Here is a 17,287-nt window from a genome sequence, read left to right on the forward strand (position 1 = left end):
TTTTTCTAATTAATTTCTAAAAATATAAAATGGTTTACCCTTTTGTTCCCCCGGCAGTTAAACCAGAAATGAGATATTTCTGCAGGGATAAAAATAAGATAGAAATAGGAATTGCGATGAGCACAGCACCTGCAGCAAATGTTGTAAATTCATTTCCGAATTGTTTCGCCACTAATTGGTAAAGCCCAACAGCAAGGGTATATTTATCTTCTGACCGCAATAAAACGCCTGCAATAATAAAATCCGTAAAGGGAGAAATAAAGCTGAACAAGGCGATAACGGCCAAAATAGGCTTGGCAAGCGGCAAAATTATTTGCCAGAAGATCCTGAAGTGGCCAGCACCATCCATTCTTGCAGATTCATCTAATTCCTTAGGAATCGTATCAAAATACCCCTTCGCCAACCATGTGTTCATAGGAAGAAGTCCACCTACATAGAACAAAATGAGCCCAATATGTTTATCAATTAAATGTGTTTCTAATGCTAATACATAAATCGCAATAAGGGCAGCGAAGTTTGGAATCATTTGCAAAATCAAAAAGGTCATTAAGCTGTATTTTCTTCCTTTGAAACGGTATCTAGAGAAGGAATATCCCATTAGGGCTATCATGAAAACGGCTAAAACCATCGTGAAAAAACAAATTTTTAACGTATTCCAATACCAAAGTAAATATTGGCTCTTATCCAAATCAAATAATTCTTTGTAATGTGAAAAGGTGGCATTCTTTGGAATAATCGAAGATCCAGATAAACTATCTCCGGGATTTAAGGAAGATCCAACAATCCACAAGATAGGGTAAATAATCATGACCGCAACTATCGCCAAAATAATATAGGTTAAAGTTAAACGAATGAATTTTTGTTTTTTTATACTCATTTACATCATATCCTCTTCTTGGAATGATTTCGTTCTTCTAAACTGCCAAATCGCTACACTAATAACAATGATCGATAGAATCAGTGTAATAGCAGCTGCTTTCGCATATTGCTTCGTTTCAAGTGTTAAATTGTAAATCCATGAAATTAATATATCTGTGCCGCCGGCTGTCTGGCCCGGAACCGCTGGACCACCGCCGTTAAATAAATAGATAATATTAAAGTTATTAAAATTAAATGTATATTGAGTGATCAGAATCGGAGCGATAGAAAATAATATCATCGGCAACGTAATTCTTTTAAATTGCTGCCAAATAGTCGCACCATCCACGGTTGCAGCTTCATACAATTCGCCTGGAATCGATTGTAATACTCCTGTTACCATTGCAAAGATAAAAGGGAAACCGAGCCAGGACTGGATCATAATTAAGGCAACTTTCGTCCAGAATGGATTTGTTAGCCATGGAATTGGGTCAATACCGAAAAATGCTAAAATATCGTTATTAATGGTTCCAAAAGTATCATTAAACATCCCGGCAAATACAAGTATCGAAACAAATGCCGGAACAGCCCAAGGTAAAATTAAAATCGTTCGAAAAAGTTTCTTGAATTTTAAATCCTTTTGGTTTACAAGAACCGCTAAAAATATTCCGATAGCGATTTGAAAGGTCGTTGCAACAAATGTCCAAATGACAGTCCATGAAAAAACATCAATAAATGTAGATCTCCAAATATTTAACTTTACGATATCTGTAAAGTTTTTAAAGCCAACCCAATCTACTAACTTTGCAGGCGGAGAATGATATAAATCATAATTAGTAAATGCTAACAAAACCACAAACAATATTGGAAAAATAACTACAAAGATTAATAGAAACATACCAGGAGATATAATTAAATAAGGAAACCCTTTATCTACTACATTGCGATACTGCTGACGTAAGGTAGTTAACTGGATACCATGATCCCTCTTTTTCCCGTTATGAAAAGCATCATAAAAATTAAAGGCATATAGACCTAATCCAAATACGACAACAATAAGTGCTAGGATTCCTTCGATTAATAAAAAGATGGAATTATCTCTAGGCACCTCTACTCCTAAAGTCACAATTCCCCATAACCCCATGTTTAAAAGATCCTTAAAAACTACAATGAATGAAAAAGAAAGAATGAATAAAATAATTCCTTTAATATATTGTCGATTATAAATTTGACCAAACCCCGGGATTATAGACAAAGCTACAGCAGATTTCTGATGTTTTGATTGACTTACTTCCATTTCCATGTACAAACCCGCTCCCCTTTCTTCATAATATGTAAGTGAAACATTAGCATCTAGAGGTTCATACCAACCCTCAAAAGAGCTTTACATGCAAACCTCCTTTTGGGGTCTTTTGTTGCCATTTAATTAAAGAACGACTAAGTGCCCTATATGTTTTTTTATGGAGCATTGATTTAAAAATTTGAAGCAGCGCCTCAAGAAAGAGGCACCGCTTTACCACTCATTTATCCTTATTTTGTTGAAGCTATTTTCTCATTAATGGTTTTTACAGCATCATCAAGTGATTTCTTAGCATCTTGCTTGTTTGTTGCAATTAATTGAAGAGAAGTCGCCATTGGTTCCCAAACTTGACCCATTTCCGGTATGTTTGGCATTGGAACCCCACGTTCAGATTGAACTGCAACAGCATTTGCACCTTCATTATCTTTTATAATCGAGTCTTCCATTAAAGATTTAACAGGAGGGATCTCCCCAGTTTTTTCATAACGAATTTTTGCATTTTCAGGATTTGCCAGCCATTCTACTAGCTTTGTAGCCCACTCTTTGTTCTTAGAGAAGGCAGATACTTGCCAGCCTTTAACACCTACAAATGTTTTTGGATATTCGCCATTCGGTAATTTAGGCAGTGGTGCAACACCAAAATCAATTTTTGCATTTTGCAGACCTTGGAATGCCCATGGACCATCCATTTCAGATGCCACTTTTCCATCATTCATAAGCCCGTCTTTTGCAGAACCGCCACTTTTGCCAACGATTCCTTTCGGAAATAATCCTTCTTTATACCATTTTCCAATATATTCAGCACCAGTAAGTGCTCCATCGTTGTTTAAACCAATGTCCTTAGCATCTAATGTACCGCCATTGTTTTTAAATACATATCCACCATTACCAGCCATAATTGCGTTAGCAAAGTAGAAGTTATCCCAAAGTGCTAAAAATCCATATTTCCCACCCTTTGTAAAATCTTTAGCAAATGTATACAGTTCATCAAAGGTTTCAGGAGCTTTTTTCATGTACTTTTTGTTATAAATAAATACTGGTGTTTCTGTAGCTTTTGGTAATCCGTATAATTTTCCATTATAAGTTTCTGCTTGAATAGAAGATTCTGTGTAAAGGTCAAGAACGGACTGGTCCACTTTAATCGGCGCAAGAAGGCCTTGTGTTGCTAATGCCCCAAGCTGATCGTGTGGAAGAGTCAAAACGTCTGGACCTGTTCCTGCTTGACCATCAAGCGGTAGCTGCTTTTGCATTTCATCCGCCATGCCAAGTTCCTTGTACTCTACTTTAATACCATATTTTTCTTCAAAACTTTTAATTGCAGGCTCTAATGCTACGCCTCTTTTTTTATCTTCCCAAACAAGTAATTTTTCAGGTTTCTTAGTATCCTCTGCTTTCTTTCCTCCATCAGATGCACTGCCGCTGCTCGAATCCTTTGGCCCACATGCTGCCAGCATTCCAACCATAAGTGCAAGAGTAAACACTAATGCTAAAAACTTCTTCAAAGTAATTTCCCCCTTGTTTTTAAAAATAGAAAACTATGAAAACGTTTGCACTATTATTATATATTCAGACATTTAGAAAAAGCAACCGTTTGCACAAAAAATTTTTTTATGATATTTTTACCTAAAAATACGATAAAAATTTTCTAGATTGGGAGGTTCAAAGATGCAATTGGAGGCAATCTACCACCGTCCAAAAAACAATTTTGCTTACGCTTATAACGAAAAAACGCTGCATATTCAATTACGGGTAAAGAAAAACGATGTGGAGAAAGTAAGGCTTTTATATGGGGATCCTTATCACTGGAATAAGGATGGCTGGATTTTTTCTTATAAAGATATGACATTTAGCGGAAATGACGGGTTATTTGATTATTGGTTTGTGGAAGTTTCACCAGAGTTCAGGCGAATGCGGTATGGTTTCGAACTTACAAATGATGATGAATCCATTATTTATACGGAAAAGGGATTCTTTACAGAAGCCCCATGTGATGATGTAGCATATTATTTCTGCTTTCCTTTTTTACATCAAGCGGATATTTTTCGTGCACCCGAATGGGTAAAAGATACGGTTTGGTATCAAATCTTTCCGGAAAGATTTGCAAATGGTAATCCTTCTATTAATCCTAAAAATACGCTTCCTTGGGGAAGTACAGAGCCTTTAAGGGATAACTTCTTTGGTGGTGATTTTGAAGGAATTATCCAGCATATCGATCATTTAGTGGATTTAGGTGTTACCGGTATATACTTTACTCCTATATTTAAAGCGTTTTCGAATCATAAATACGATACCATTGATTATATGGAAATTGATCCACAATTTGGTGACAAAAAGACATTTAAGCGATTGGTAGACATTTGTCACCAACATGGCATAAGAGTCATGTTGGATGCGGTTTTTAATCATAGTGGTTTTTATTTTGGTCCGTTTCAGGATGTATTGGAAAATCAAGAGAAATCTAAATATAAGGATTGGTTCCATCTGAGGGAATTCCCTGTGAAAACAACTCCTGTTCCCAATTATGATACCTTTGCCTTTACGGAACAGATGCCCAAGTTAAATACAGAAAATGAGGAAGTAAAAAAATACTTATTGGATGTTGCAAAATATTGGATAGAAGAATTCGATATTGACGGCTGGCGACTGGACGTGGCGAATGAGGTAGATCATGCATTTTGGCGTGAATTTAGAAAAACAGTAAAAAGCATAAAACCAGATGCCTATATTCTCGGGGAAATTTGGCATGATTCCATGCCTTGGCTGCAAGGTGATCAATTTGATGCTGTGATGAACTATCCTTTTACACAAGGTGCACTTGACTTTTTTGCTAAAGGAAAAATCAGTGCAGAGGAATTTAAGAATGTTATTACAAACGTTCTCCATTCCTATCCGAAAAATGTAAATGAGGTGGCGTTTAATCTCCTTGGCAGTCATGATACACCCAGAATCTTGACACTTGCAGATGGAAATAAGGACCGAATCAAGCTCCTATTATTATTTCAATTATCTTTCATCGGGACACCATGTATATACTATGGAGATGAAATCGGCATGACAGGCGGACAGGACCCTGGCTGCCGAAAATGTATGATTTGGGATCAAGAGAAACAGGATCAGGAACTTTTCACATTTGTAAAACATCTTATTCAACTGCGTAAACAGTATCCTGTTTTTTGCAATGATGGAGAGTTTCGTTTTTTAGAGGCTGATAGAAATAAAAATTATCTTGTATACCAAAAACAGTCAAAAGACGAAACATTACTATTTATGCTTAATAATAGTGATAAAGAAGTGGAGATACCGTTTGTTAATGGCATTCGAACCGCACTTGATTTATGGAATAATTGTCAGGTGGAGATTGAAGATGAAATGGATCTTCCTCCATTTGGGTTTGCTATTTGGAAAATCAAATAAGATGTTGAATTTTCATGTTTACGGCGGTAATATTATGATATATTTTCCATAATAAGGAGTTCCACATGTTAAAAAAGAGAAAGAAAAATAAGGAGTCCTTTTTCAAAAGTATATTAGTAGAAATCATTGGGGAAATCATTGGGAATATCCTGACCGCTATTCCGAGAATGCTGTTTCATTTTTTTAAACATATTTTTTAAAAGCAACCGGGGGCAATAAACCCCGGTTGTTTTATTGACATTTTCCTCTACTTTTAAGAAGCAGAAAAAGAATTTCACCTTGTATGAAGCATCAAGATAAATAAAAGTATATCTAGCACTAGATGAACCGCAGCGGTTGGTCAATGTAAGTGAATATTACTTAATTTTGTGCAACTTATGCTTAAGGATTAATTTGGATATCATCATTTAATACAGTTTCATAGTTTCTGATTTCATGTTCTGATCACAATTTCGAATACGAGTTCCTACTCTATTGTTACCGTTTCCTTCGCCTTACCACGATTTCGGGCACGATTCTCTCTCTATTGTTACCGTTTCCTTCGTCTGACCACATTTTCGGGCACGATTTCCCCACTATTGTTACCGTTTCCTTTGCCTCACCACGATTTCGGGCACGATTCTCTCTCTATTGTTACCGTATCCTTTGCCTATCCACGATTTTGGGCACGATTCTCTCTCTATTGTTACCGTTTCCTTCGTCTGACCACATTTTCGGGCACGATTCCCCCACTATTGTTACCGTTTCCCACACCTTACCACGATTTCGGGCACGATTCTCTCTCTATTGTTACCGTATCCTTTGCCTATCCACGATTTTGGGCATTATTCCTGTCTCGACTTATTATCTCCTAGAGAAAAAAGCGATCGGGTCCTCCCAATCGCCTTTCTTTCATTTTTATTTTTTCATTCCTGTATAAATAAGAATCGCATCACGCAAAAATTCCGCTGCACCTGATTGTACTTTGTTATAATAAGCTGCAAATCGTTCATCATCCACATACATCTGCGCTAGCCCTGCATGTGCTTCTTTACTGTAACTTGCCCAAGTGTACCCTAACCATTTACGATGTAATTCCGCAGTTTTCTGTGCTAAATCACTTGCAGGATCTCCGGTGGCCATTGCCTCCTTTAAAGTCACAAGAACTTCCTCACCCAATTTTTCCAATTCTGCATATTGTTCTTTTGTTAGTCCTTTGATTTTTTGATTGGATTGGTCAATTGTCTCATCCCCATACTTGGCTCTAATTTCCGCTCCATATTTCTTTTCATTTTCTTCAATCATTTTTTGCTTAAAGCCTTCAAATTTTTCTTTGTCTGACATGGTTATTCTCCCTTCTGTGACAGCTATTGTTTTATCTACATTGGAAATTAATTGATCTAGTTGCGCACGCTTTGCCAGAAGCTTTTCGCGGTGTTCCTTCAATGCATTGGTGCGGTCAAATGACGGATCAGTCATAATATTTTTGATATTTTCCAAACTGACTCCTAATTCTCTATAGAAAAGAATCTGCTGGAGACGATCAACCTCTCGAGGACCATAGATCCGATATCCGGATGAATTGATTCTTGCCGGCTTAAGAATCCCAATTTCATCGTAATATCTCAAAGTTCTCGTACTGATTCCGGCCAATTTCCCTAGTTTTTGCACTGTGTACTCCACGTGTTATCCCTCCTGACAACATCAATATACACCTTTACGTAACGTTAATGTAAATAGGTTTGATGAAAAAAGTTATTTAAATGAAAATCATTGCGTTATTCTTAATATCGAAAATTCCAAATAGTATATAATTACCTTATCATCAAAGGAATTGGGAGGAATTAAGTTGAAGCATGACATTAATGAAATGGAGATACACCGCCAGTATAAGGACGAAATTTTTCAGAAGTTAAAAATTGAACCTTATGCCCAGTTTTTAGGAATTGAATTAATAGAAATGGGTGAAGGAATGGCAGTTGCAGAGCTGGATGTAGCAGACCATATGGTAAATGCCCATGGAACCGTGCATGGAGCCATTATTTTCGCCATTGCTGATTTTGTGTTTGCAGTTGCCTGCAATTCTTACGGAAAAACATCAGTGGGGCTTTCCACTACCGTTAATTTTATGGCACCAGGTAAGAAAGGCTCCCGGTTAAAAGCAACTGCCATGGAAGAAAAACGAAACCACCGAACCGCTTGGTATAACATAAAAGTCGAAAGTGACGGGGAATTGATTGCTACGATGGAAGCATTAGCTTATCGTAAAGATCATTATTTTGTCCCGGTTAAAGAAGAAAGCTGAGACTTTTGGAAGAAAAATCAATTGACTAGATGATTAAATAGGCCTATCATTATACTTTGTGTATGTAATACGTGGTTCGAAACCATCCCACGATAAAAAACTAAGGGAGAGAATTTATATGAAAGTTAAAACGCTTGTAGGGAATGGAATTGTCGCTGCCCTTTACATTGCTGTTTCGTTTTTTATTCAGCCATTTGGGTTTACGAATATTCAATTTCGTGTTTCTGAAATGTTTAATCATTTAGTTGTATTTAATAAAAAGTTCATCTATGGTGTTTTATTAGGTGTATTTCTTACGAATCTATTTTTATCACCGATGCGGGCCTATGATCTTGTTTTCGGATTTGGGCAATCGATTATATCATTACTGATTACGATCCTTGTTAGCCGCTTTATCAAAAATATTTGGACTCGTATGATCGTGAATACGATTGTATTTACCATTACCATGTTCTTAATTGCAATAGAACTTCATTTAGCCTTCCAATTGCCATTTTTATTTACTTGGCTTACAACAGCTATTGGAGAATTTGTTGTAATGGCAATCGGTGCACCAATTATGTATCTACTAAACCAACGCATACACTTTGAAAAGAGAGTTTAATATATGGTGTCAAGCACCAAAATAAAAATCGGCAGCCAAAAGCTGCCGATTTTTTTACATATTCTGAGTTGCTGGAACGACATCCAAGCTTTTCTTTCTTCCGAATAATAACGTGTACACAATTAGTAAGGCAACTAAACAGAAGATGGAAAAACCATAGATGAAATGATAACCCGTATATGAAGCTAATAATCCTAACCCCGTGGATCCGATTGCCATCCCCAAGTCCATAGAGGAGAAATACATAGCATTTGCCGTACCTTGCTTATCCTTCGTTACGATGCTGACTGCAATTGCTTGAAGGGTAGGTGTTACGGTTCCGTACGCAATCCCGTAGAATAATCCTGCTAAGAGCAATGTCCATGAGCTATGTGTGATTGCTAATAGGAAGAGTCCGATAATACCGCACACAGTGGAAGGATAAATAATTAGTTTATGGCCAAATGTGTCAAACAAACGTCCGGATATCGGACGTGCAACTACCATAACAATTGCCATCACTAAGAAAAATAATGAAACTGACCCACTAATATTCTCTTCCTTGCCAAGCTCCCTTAAGAAGCTGATAACGCCCCCTAAAGTAATCGTAAAAAAGGCTGTTAAAATACATGGAATAAAGGCTGTCTTATCAAATGCGTATTTTTTGAATGCGCCTTTTTCCATCTTTTTAGGAGCTGCTGCAGATTGCGGCTTCTTAATAGTAAAGCTGAGAATCAATGTAATAACCGCTAATAAAGCAGAAATAATCAATAATAGATTAAAAGAAAAATATTGGAGAACTGCAAGACCAAGCATCGGTCCCATACTTGTACCTACACTAGTTGCTAAACCGTAATATCCAATACCTTCCCCAAGCTTTTTCTTCGGAATAATATTCGTTGCCATAGTGGCAAGAATCGTAGACATAATCCCGAAGCCAATCCCATGAAAAATTCTTAAAAGGATTAAAAAGGAAATCGATTCCTGGCCATAGCTTAATCCTACGGTAATGGCAACAAAGGCAAAGGAAAAAATACTCATCATTTTAATATTGATCTGATGTATTAAGGATCCGATGAATGGGCGTGTGCAAATTGCGGCCAACATGAAGACAGTGGTCATTAGACCCCCTTCTGTCGGATTGTCTTTTACTTCCGTAATAAAAGCCGGAAATCCTGCTGTAAGTAATTGCAGACATAGGAAAAATAAAAAAGCCATTATCACAATGGCGACAAACTGTTTTGTCCACAACCTAGATGAATCATTCATTGATAAAATTCCTTCTTTCTAGTTGTTTTCTTGCTCTAGTAGTGTATCGATATTCTCTTCAAGTAAAAGCAATACTTCTTGATAAACCGCAAGCGATTTTTCGTCGATACCGTTGATTATTTTGGTAAAAATATCCTCCGAATATGGAGCAACTTTCTTCGTAAGATCCATTCCGCTTTCCGTAATCGCAATAAGGTACGAGCGTCGGTCTGTGGGATTTGCGATCCTCTTAACAAAATCATGCTTCTCAAGCAAATCAAGGATTTTAGTGAGTGTTGCTTGATCCTTATCTGCGAGCTCAGATAATTCCTTTTGGGAGATTCGGTCCGACTCACTTAATGTCCTTAACACACTCCATTGTTCGGTTGTAATATTGAACGGTTTTAGATAAAGGTTCAATATTCGACTCATTTTTTTACTAGTACGAACAGAAGCTGATCCAATTGACTTATCCATTGATATCACCATAGAGAGATTCTCCTTTATGAGCATATAATTTATTATATAATAACATAATATATGTGTAAATATAATTTGTATACAAGTTAATTAGTATATGACACCACTATTGAAGTTTCCATTTCGTATAGAATATACGTTGTTGAGTCATCATAGGTTTATGAAATTATTGTATGTGGTAAACGTTGCTGCATGAATGGAGCATCTCATTAAATTGGAGGAAAAAAATGAAATACGTTATTGCTATCATTGGCTTGCTGGTCGTTTTAGGATTAGCCTTACTAGCAAGCAACAACAAGAAACAAGTTCGCTACCGGCCTATTATTCTGATGATTGTCATTCAAATCATCTTAGCGGCACTTTTGCTTAATACTGAATTTGGGTTAATTTTCATTAAGTGGATCGCTAATATTTTTGTGAAGCTGCTCGATTATGCTCAACAAGGCATTTCGTTTGTGTTTGGAGGAATCGCCAATAAAGGAGAATCTCCTTTCTTCTTAAATGTTTTACTGCCGATTGTATTTATATCTGTATTAATTGGGATTTTCCAATACTTGCGTATCCTTCCTCTCATTATGAGGGGGATTGGATTTGTGTTGAGTAAAGTAAATGGGATGGGAAAATTGGAATCGTATAATGCAGTTGCTTCCTTAATGGTTGGGCAATCAGAAGTGTTCATTACGGTAAAAAAACAATTAAGCCATTTGCCCGCACACCGATTATATACCCTGTGCGCCTCGGCGATGTCAACGGTATCCATGTCTATCGTTGGAGCGTATATGACGATGATTCAGCCAAAATATGTCGTGACCGCACTCATCCTAAATTTATTTGGAGGATTTATTATTTCATCCATCATCAATCCTTATAGGGTCGACAGCAAAGAAGATATCTTGGAAATTCAAGAAGAAGAAAAGCAAAGTTTTTTCGAAATGCTTGGCGAATATATTTTAGATGGATTTAAGGTTGCTATTATTGTTGGAGCAATGTTGATTGGATTTGTAGCCTTAATGGCGGCGATTAATAATGTTTTTAGTTTGTTTTTTGGCATATCCTTCCAGCAAATTCTAGGCTATATTTTCTCACCATTTGCTTTTTTAATGGGGATCCCCGGATCAGAGATGGTGAAAGCTGGTGGAATTATGGCTACAAAGCTTGTTACAAATGAATTTGTCGCTATGATAGATTTAACAAAAATTCAGGCAAGTTTTAGCCCAAGATCCTTAGGAATTATCTCTGTCTTTCTCGTTTCCTTTGCGAACTTCTCTTCTATCGGAATCATAGCAGGTGCAGTAAAAGGATTGAGCGAGAAACAAGGAAACACCGTTGCTCGCTTCGGGTTAAAATTGCTGTATGGGGCTACTTTGGTTAGTGTTTTGTCAGCTATTATTGTTAGTTTTGTCTTATAAGTATCAGAAAAACACCTGCCTTTCATCAAAGACAGGTGTTTCCTATGTTAAATGGTTCGCATCACATGCATTAAATATTCTTTTCGATTTAATGGATTATAATCTACCCGTTTTCTTGTCGGATAATCATTCTCCATTTTTTTATATCCAAAAGGCTTTGTCATAAAAATACCTTCACCTTCTGTAAAAGAATTCAGACCTCTCTTAAACTTATCCGTTACAGCCATAGGCAAGGTTCCCTTTAAGATAAACATCTCTTCGCTAGCAATGGGTTCCTCAAATTCTGCTTGAAGAGCCGATAATTTAAACATTGCTGTACTGATGCTGCCGACCGGAACCGTTAATTCAAATTCATTCATAGGTTCATATACATTTGTACCTGCATTTTGCAATGCCTCCATTAAGACGAGAGGGACTAAATTTCTGAAATCAGCCGCTGTAGTGACAGGACTTGCATATCCTGAATGAGTGAGTGTAATAACAATATCGGTGACTTCCCACCCGTATAAACCTTGTTGTAAAACCTCATATACCGTATCTTCTATTGCTTTATGGAATGACAGCGGCAAAGATCCTAATTCAACCTCTAGCTGATAGGTCACACCGCTTCCAATTTTCCCTGGTTCAATTCGGAATCCGATTGTTGCGTAAAATGGGTTACCTGGAGCTCCCATTATTTCGTAAGCTAAACCAGTGCCTTTTGGTTTTTCTATACATACAATTCGGGTTTCTGAAAATGAAACTTCCAAATGGTATTGTTCCTTTAAAGTATTCTCTACCACTTCTTTTTGGACTTCTCCAAACAGCCGAATATAAAGTTCATGGTGAAAATCATCTTTTATCACTTGTATGAGCGGATCTTCTTCGGCAAGGTATTGAAGAGCTTGGTATAGCTGATGACTTTTTTCCTTATGGATTGCTTCAATTCGCGTCTCCAGCTGTGGACTTACGAATCGAATGTCTACGATGTGATCGGACCACTCTCCAACAACATCTCCAATTCTGATATTTCTTAGTCCCCATACTTTGCCAAAATCCCCAGCAACAACTTTTTGAGATTGAACACAGCTTCCTTCCTGAAAGAGCTGAAGTTTTTTAATTTTATCCGAATATGTCTCGATTTCCCCTTCCAACTTTTTACGATTTATATTCACATAGTCCCTGACATTCAAGCTTCCAGAATACACCCGTACATAAGCTATTTTTTCTCCGGATGGTTCTCGTTCTATTTTAAATACCACCCCGGATAAAGGTGTATCACCCCCGCCATGATTAGCCGGAAACATATCAGCGACACCTTCAAGCAACTCCTGTACTCCAATACCTGTCATGGCTGATCCAAAAAAGACAGGATATAGCTTTGCTTCTCTTACTTGTTTCCTCAATGCACCAAAGACCATACTTTCCGATATTTTTTCTCCGTTAACATACGATTCAAGCATGACATCATCATTCATGGCAACTATTTCGATCATTTCCTCAAGAAAATCCTTCTCAAAACGCTTTGCAACTATTTGCGCTTCTTTCGTTCCTATATTTTCAACAGTGTATAAAGGAATAATATTCTCCGTTAGCTTTCCCTTTATTTTCTCGAGTAAAGAAGCAGATTGTGCTCCCTTACGATCAATTTTATTGATAAATAGAATGGTCGGGATTTCAAGTTTCTTTAAAATGGACATCAGGATTTTCGTTTGTGCTTGTATCCCTTCAACGGCAGAAATGACCAAAATGGCTCCATCTAAAACAGAGAAGGAACGCTCGACCTCTGCAATAAAGTCCGCATGTCCTGGTGTATCAATTAGATTCACTTTTTTATACTTCAACATAAAGGAAACGACCGATGCTTTAATCGTAATGCCTCTTCTTTTTTCCAATTCTAATGTGTCTGTTTGGGTATTTCCTTCGTCGACTTTGCCTATTTCGTCGATGACATTAGTTTCAAATAAGATTCGTTCAGTCAAACTCGTCTTTCCAGCGTCTACATGCGCTACAATTCCAATATTTATTATGTTCATGTATGAATATCCTCATTTCATTTCTCATTGTCATTTCCTCTTTTCGTTTGTTAAATTTCCGCACGATAATCACTCCAATCGTTTTATTATTTTCATTATATCGATTTGGAAAAAGTTCGCAAATTAAATTTACATAAAGTAGTTAATTTATAAAATTATTAAAAAATAACCAATCTATAATTACCTTCCAATATTTTGTAACCATTTCGTCGTACTTACGTCTATTATGAAAAGAAATTAATTAAGGCTGTTTTCGTATAGATCATTGCTCTACATTTATTTTTGTTTTGGGCAATTTTTCTTAATAGGGATTATTCCCAACTAATGATGCTAATAAGACTTTCTGCTACAAAGGCAACATAGTTTAAGAAAAGAGCCTTTTATTAAAGAAAGAGGTGAGAAATGAATGCGATTTTGGAATACTGTTATTTCAGTAAGTTTGTCCGTTCTATTACTCGTTGCATGCAGCAATAGTGAATCATCTAAAAGCGGCAGTAAATCCTCCCGTGACGATGCCGGTCACGTGAAAACAACAGAACAATCCTCCTTAGATCAAAGCAGCAAAGCAAAGCAAGACACCGTAAAAAATCACAACGTGCAATCCCGGAAAGTAATTTACAATGCCAGTCTCCAAATGGAAGTAAAAAATTTGCCGGATGTTCAGGATAAAATCAGGGATCTTTCTAGTCAAATGGGTGGTTATATTGTCGATCAAAGACTGTATGAGGATACAAAGGAGCGACAAGAAGGCTATCTAACCGTCAGGGTTCCGCAAGCGCAGTTTCAAATATTTCTCAGCAAGGTAAAACTATTAGGGATCAAAGTGGAAAATCAATCCGTTAGTGGACAGGATGTTACAGAGGAATATGTGGATTTACAATCGCGGTTAAAATCAAAGAAATTAACCGAAAAAAGACTTACACAATTTATGAACGAGGCAAAGGATACGAAAACATTATTGGAAATTTCGAATGAGCTATCTAAGGTACAGGAAGAAATCGAAACGCTGGAAGGAAAAATAAAATATCTCGACAATCAAGTCGACCTTTCTACCGTCACCATTAATTTGGCCGAAAATAAAGTGGTTGTACCTGGGCTCGAGAATAATCAATTGAACACCTGGGAAAAAACAAAAAAACAATTTATGAAGAGCATTAATTTCCTTGTTTCCTTCCTTTCGTGGTTAATAGTTTTTGTGATTGGAAATCTTCCGGTAATTGTTTTATTAGGTTTGATCGGATTTATCGTCTTTTTAATATGGAAATATCGAAGGAAAAAAATCGAATAATAATACGATAGAAAAATAATATACTTGGTCCGTAAATAGCCTTAGCCAACTTCCGGCTAAGGCTCTATTTTATTTCACCATATACACCCGCCCGGTCGGCCAACCGTTCCGTAAGCCAAATCCGCTGCGATCTTTTCCTCTGCAATCAGATGCTCCAGATAACGTCTTGCAGTAGTTCTGCTAACCCCCATTTCCTTTGCTACAAATTCAGCTGTTACGCCATTTGTCACTAATTTTAGCACTTCTAACACTTTTACCAGTGTCAGAGGATCAATTCCTTTTGGTAATAGTGACTTATCGGAAGAATAACTATCAATATCTTTTCGTAATAAAGCATCTACTTGTTCTTGTGTAACTAGTAATTGGTCCTTTCGCAGTTCGACAAGCTTTGTATGATATTCTCTATACCGAATAAGCGTATTTTTAAATCTATCAAAAATAACTGGCTTTATAATGTAATCAAATACCCCTATCCTAATGGCCTCTTGCACTTTATCGATTTCCTTTGCCGCCGTGATCATGATGACATCCATTTGGTTCGGCTGCTGCTTTGCTTCTTTTAAAATATCCAGACCATTCATATCAGGAAAATAAACATCTAACAAAATCAGGTCCGGCTGTAATAGTTCCATATAACTTTTTGCCTCTATATAACTTGCCGCAATCCCAACTGTTTGAAAACCTTCCAGCTGTTCGATAAAGCGTTTCTGTATTTCTGCAATTCGCAAATCATCCTCTACAATTAAAACTTCAATATCCTTTCTATCATTCAATCCAAAATCCCCCTATTTTTTGGAATTGCTACCGTGAAATGAGTACCCTCTCCCACTTTTGTTGAAAAAGTTATCGTACCTCCCAGCAGGTAGACAGCCTGTTGTACTAATGAAAGCCCAATCCCTGCATTAAATTGTCGATCCTTTGTTGTGAACCCCTTTTGAAAAATTCTTTTTGTCGTCTCCGAATCAATCCCTTTTCCATTATCCTCCACTTCAATAATGAGTTCTTTTCCAAGGTCTGTTAAAAACAAAATAACCTGTTTCTCTTCCTTACCATTCTCTCTAACAGCATCGAATGCATTATTAATTAGATTGCCGATAATCGTTACTAAGGAGTCCCTGCTTATCTCTTTCGGAATATCTTTAAAACTACTATATTCATCGACTGTAAAATTAATCTTCAATTCACTTGCAAGGCTAAATTTCCCCAGAATGAACCCGGCTAAAACCGGATCGGGAATCTCTTTCATAAGGAAGTGAATAAACCCTTGAGTCACATCCACTTCCTTTGAAATAAAATCAATCGCCTCCTTATATGAGCCAAGCTGAATCAAACCAAGCAGGGTATAAAGCCGATTCGAATATTCATGAGTTTGGGCCCTTAACCCTTCCGCATATGCTTTTACATGGGAAAGCTCTTGAAGAAGTTTGGAGAGATCATTTTTATTTCGAAAACTTGCAACTGCTCCTATTACCTTTCCATGCTTATCAAATATTGGAATACGATTAACAAGATATACTTCACCGAGAATCATAAATTCCTGATCATATTCTGCCTTCCCTGCTTTCACTACTTCAAGAAGACGTGAATTCTCTATCACATCATCGATCTTCTTTCCACGAAGGATCATGTTAAGCGGGATTTTAAGAATTTTATGTGCTGTTTCATTTACAACTGTAATACCCCCTTCTTTGTCCACCGCAATAATCGCTTCGTGAATCGATTCCAAAATAGCATGCTTTTCCTGATACAATCGGGCAATTTCCTTTGGTTCCAGCCCAAGGATGGCTTTTTTAATATGGAAAGAAATAAGAACTGCCGCTAGTAAACCACCAATCATAACAAGAAAAGTAATGATAAGAACTTTTTTCTGAAGCTTTACAACCTCTTCTTCAATATCGGTCTGGAGATACCCAACAGACACCACTCCAATGACTTTCCCTTTATCAAAAATCGGTGCCTTTCCCCTTAAGGATGGACCAAGTGTTCCAGTTGATTCGGAAATGATAGCTTTACCGCTTAACGGAGCAGCATTGTCGCCTCCGACCATGGTTTGACCAATTCGCTTTGGATTAGGATGGGAATATCGGACTTCATCACGGTTTCCAACTACAATGAACTCTGCATCAACCAGTTTGCGAATTTTCTCCACGATTGGCTGAATAATGCTGGATGGATTCTTTGTATAGAATGCTTCCCTAATGTCCGGCATATTGGAAATCGTTTCGGCAACCGCTAATGCCTTCGTTCCTTTTTCATGCTTTAGATTGGTTTCAATCATATCCCGAAAGGTGTATTCAAAAATTCCCCCAATCATAAAAATTAATATACATATCCCGGCCATTAATTTCGTATGTAAACGCAACCATAAACACCTCTATTAATTGAAGTTGCAAGTCTTTTAAATGAGC

The 17,287-nt window shown here is 37.0% G+C and carries 14 protein-coding genes and 1 riboswitch; of the genes, 5 read left to right on the plus strand and 9 right to left on the minus strand.

Annotation, left to right across the window (positions count from 1 at the left end):
• Positions 1-34: 34 nt before the first annotated feature.
• The 3 genes from AN964_RS24275 to AN964_RS24285 form a co-directional block, all read right to left on the minus strand.
• Positions 35-877, minus strand: coding sequence for a sugar ABC transporter permease (locus tag AN964_RS24275; RefSeq protein ID WP_055742352.1), 843 nt, complete (start codon positions 875-877; stop codon positions 35-37).
• The gene (locus tag AN964_RS24280; protein WP_055742353.1) at positions 878-2,161 is read right to left on the minus strand and encodes a carbohydrate ABC transporter permease; all 1,284 of its coding nucleotides are present in this window, start codon (positions 2,159-2,161) and stop codon (positions 878-880) included. It lies immediately after the preceding gene.
• Between the two features lie 227 nt (positions 2,162-2,388).
• Positions 2,389-3,660 (minus strand): extracellular solute-binding protein, encoded by a 1,272-nt coding sequence (locus AN964_RS24285; protein WP_055742354.1) that lies wholly within the window; start codon positions 3,658-3,660, stop codon positions 2,389-2,391.
• Positions 3,661-3,823: 163 nt separating this feature from the next.
• Between AN964_RS24285 and AN964_RS24290 the strand changes: the two genes are divergently transcribed.
• Positions 3,824-5,572, plus strand: coding sequence for an alpha-glycosidase (locus AN964_RS24290; RefSeq protein WP_055742355.1), 1,749 nt, complete (start codon positions 3,824-3,826; stop codon positions 5,570-5,572).
• Positions 5,573-6,469: 897 nt separating this feature from the next.
• Here AN964_RS24290 and AN964_RS24295 read toward each other — a convergent pair.
• Positions 6,470-7,234: a MerR family transcriptional regulator gene (locus AN964_RS24295; RefSeq protein WP_055742356.1), complete on the minus strand. Its 765-nt coding sequence runs from the start codon at positions 7,232-7,234 to the stop codon at positions 6,470-6,472.
• Positions 7,235-7,394: 160 nt separating this feature from the next.
• Between AN964_RS24295 and AN964_RS24300 the strand changes: the two genes are divergently transcribed.
• Both AN964_RS24300 and AN964_RS24305 read left to right on the plus strand, forming a co-directional pair.
• Complete coding sequence (locus tag AN964_RS24300) at positions 7,395-7,856, plus strand: PaaI family thioesterase (protein WP_437177126.1); 462 nt, start codon at positions 7,395-7,397, stop codon at positions 7,854-7,856.
• A 65-nt stretch (positions 7,857-7,921) separates the two neighbouring features.
• Positions 7,922-7,966: riboswitch (PreQ1 riboswitch) on the plus strand.
• Between the two features lie 8 nt (positions 7,967-7,974).
• On the plus strand, positions 7,975-8,460 hold the full coding sequence (locus AN964_RS24305; RefSeq protein WP_055742357.1) for a QueT transporter family protein: 486 nt from the start codon (positions 7,975-7,977) through the stop codon (positions 8,458-8,460).
• A gap of 54 nt (positions 8,461-8,514) precedes the next feature.
• Here AN964_RS24305 and AN964_RS24310 read toward each other — a convergent pair whose 3' ends face one another.
• Together AN964_RS24310 and AN964_RS24315 are read right to left on the minus strand one after the other, a co-directional pair.
• The gene (locus tag AN964_RS24310; protein ID WP_055742358.1) at positions 8,515-9,708 is read right to left on the minus strand and encodes an MFS transporter; all 1,194 of its coding nucleotides are present in this window, start codon (positions 9,706-9,708) and stop codon (positions 8,515-8,517) included.
• A gap of 18 nt (positions 9,709-9,726) precedes the next feature.
• On the minus strand, positions 9,727-10,176 hold the full coding sequence (locus AN964_RS24315; RefSeq protein ID WP_055742359.1) for a MarR family winged helix-turn-helix transcriptional regulator: 450 nt from the start codon (positions 10,174-10,176) through the stop codon (positions 9,727-9,729).
• A 218-nt stretch (positions 10,177-10,394) separates the two neighbouring features.
• Here AN964_RS24315 and AN964_RS24320 point away from each other — a divergent pair, with 218 nt between their 5' ends.
• The gene (locus AN964_RS24320; protein ID WP_055742360.1) at positions 10,395-11,576 is read left to right on the plus strand and encodes a NupC/NupG family nucleoside CNT transporter; all 1,182 of its coding nucleotides are present in this window, start codon (positions 10,395-10,397) and stop codon (positions 11,574-11,576) included.
• 47 nt (positions 11,577-11,623) lie between these two features.
• On the opposite strand, the gene tet is transcribed toward AN964_RS24320, so the two are convergent.
• Positions 11,624-13,591 carry a tetracycline resistance ribosomal protection protein gene (tet, locus tag AN964_RS24325; RefSeq protein WP_055742361.1) on the minus strand — a complete coding sequence of 656 codons (1,968 nt, stop codon included), beginning with the start codon at positions 13,589-13,591 and terminating at the stop codon, positions 11,624-11,626.
• Between the two features lie 406 nt (positions 13,592-13,997).
• Between tet and AN964_RS24330 the strand changes: the two genes are divergently transcribed.
• Positions 13,998-14,879, plus strand: coding sequence for a DUF4349 domain-containing protein (locus tag AN964_RS24330; protein ID WP_055742362.1), 882 nt, complete (start codon positions 13,998-14,000; stop codon positions 14,877-14,879).
• A gap of 74 nt (positions 14,880-14,953) precedes the next feature.
• Here the strand turns inward: AN964_RS24330 and AN964_RS24335 are convergent, their stop codons facing one another.
• Together AN964_RS24335 and AN964_RS24340 are read right to left on the minus strand one after the other, a co-directional pair.
• Positions 14,954-15,652, minus strand: a complete 699-nt coding sequence (locus AN964_RS24335; RefSeq protein WP_055742363.1) for a response regulator — start codon at positions 15,650-15,652, stop codon at positions 14,954-14,956.
• Entirely contained in the window at positions 15,649-17,241 is a 1,593-nt protein-coding gene (locus tag AN964_RS24340) for an ATP-binding protein (RefSeq protein WP_083489543.1), read from the minus strand. The genes AN964_RS24335 and AN964_RS24340 overlap by 4 nt, the downstream gene beginning before the upstream one ends.
• Positions 17,242-17,287: the final 46 nt, after the last annotated feature.

The sequence above is a fragment of the Heyndrickxia shackletonii genome (assembly GCF_001420715.1).
Classification (GTDB): Bacteria; Bacillota; Bacilli; order Bacillales; family Bacillaceae_C; genus Margalitia; species Margalitia shackletonii.

Bases quoted from the DNA above. Each gene is read 5' to 3' on its own strand.
- AN964_RS24305 (WP_055742357.1), top strand. From the start codon at position 7,975: ATGAAAGTTAAAACGCTTGTAGGGAATGGAATTGTCGCTGCCCTTTAC.
- AN964_RS24280 (WP_055742353.1), bottom strand. From the start codon at position 2,161: ATGGAAATGGAAGTAAGTCAATCAAAACATCAGAAATCTGCTGTAGCT.
- AN964_RS24290 (WP_055742355.1), top strand. From the start codon at position 3,824: ATGCAATTGGAGGCAATCTACCACCGTCCAAAAAACAATTTTGCTTAC.
- AN964_RS24275 (WP_055742352.1), bottom strand. From the start codon at position 877: ATGAGTATAAAAAAACAAAAATTCATTCGTTTAACTTTAACCTATATT.
- tet (WP_055742361.1), bottom strand. From the start codon at position 13,591: ATGAACATAATAAATATTGGAATTGTAGCGCATGTAGACGCTGGAAAG.
- AN964_RS24330 (WP_055742362.1), top strand. From the start codon at position 13,998: ATGCGATTTTGGAATACTGTTATTTCAGTAAGTTTGTCCGTTCTATTA.
- AN964_RS24320 (WP_055742360.1), top strand. From the start codon at position 10,395: ATGAAATACGTTATTGCTATCATTGGCTTGCTGGTCGTTTTAGGATTA.
- AN964_RS24315 (WP_055742359.1), bottom strand. From the start codon at position 10,176: ATGGTGATATCAATGGATAAGTCAATTGGATCAGCTTCTGTTCGTACT.
- AN964_RS24310 (WP_055742358.1), bottom strand. From the start codon at position 9,708: ATGAATGATTCATCTAGGTTGTGGACAAAACAGTTTGTCGCCATTGTG.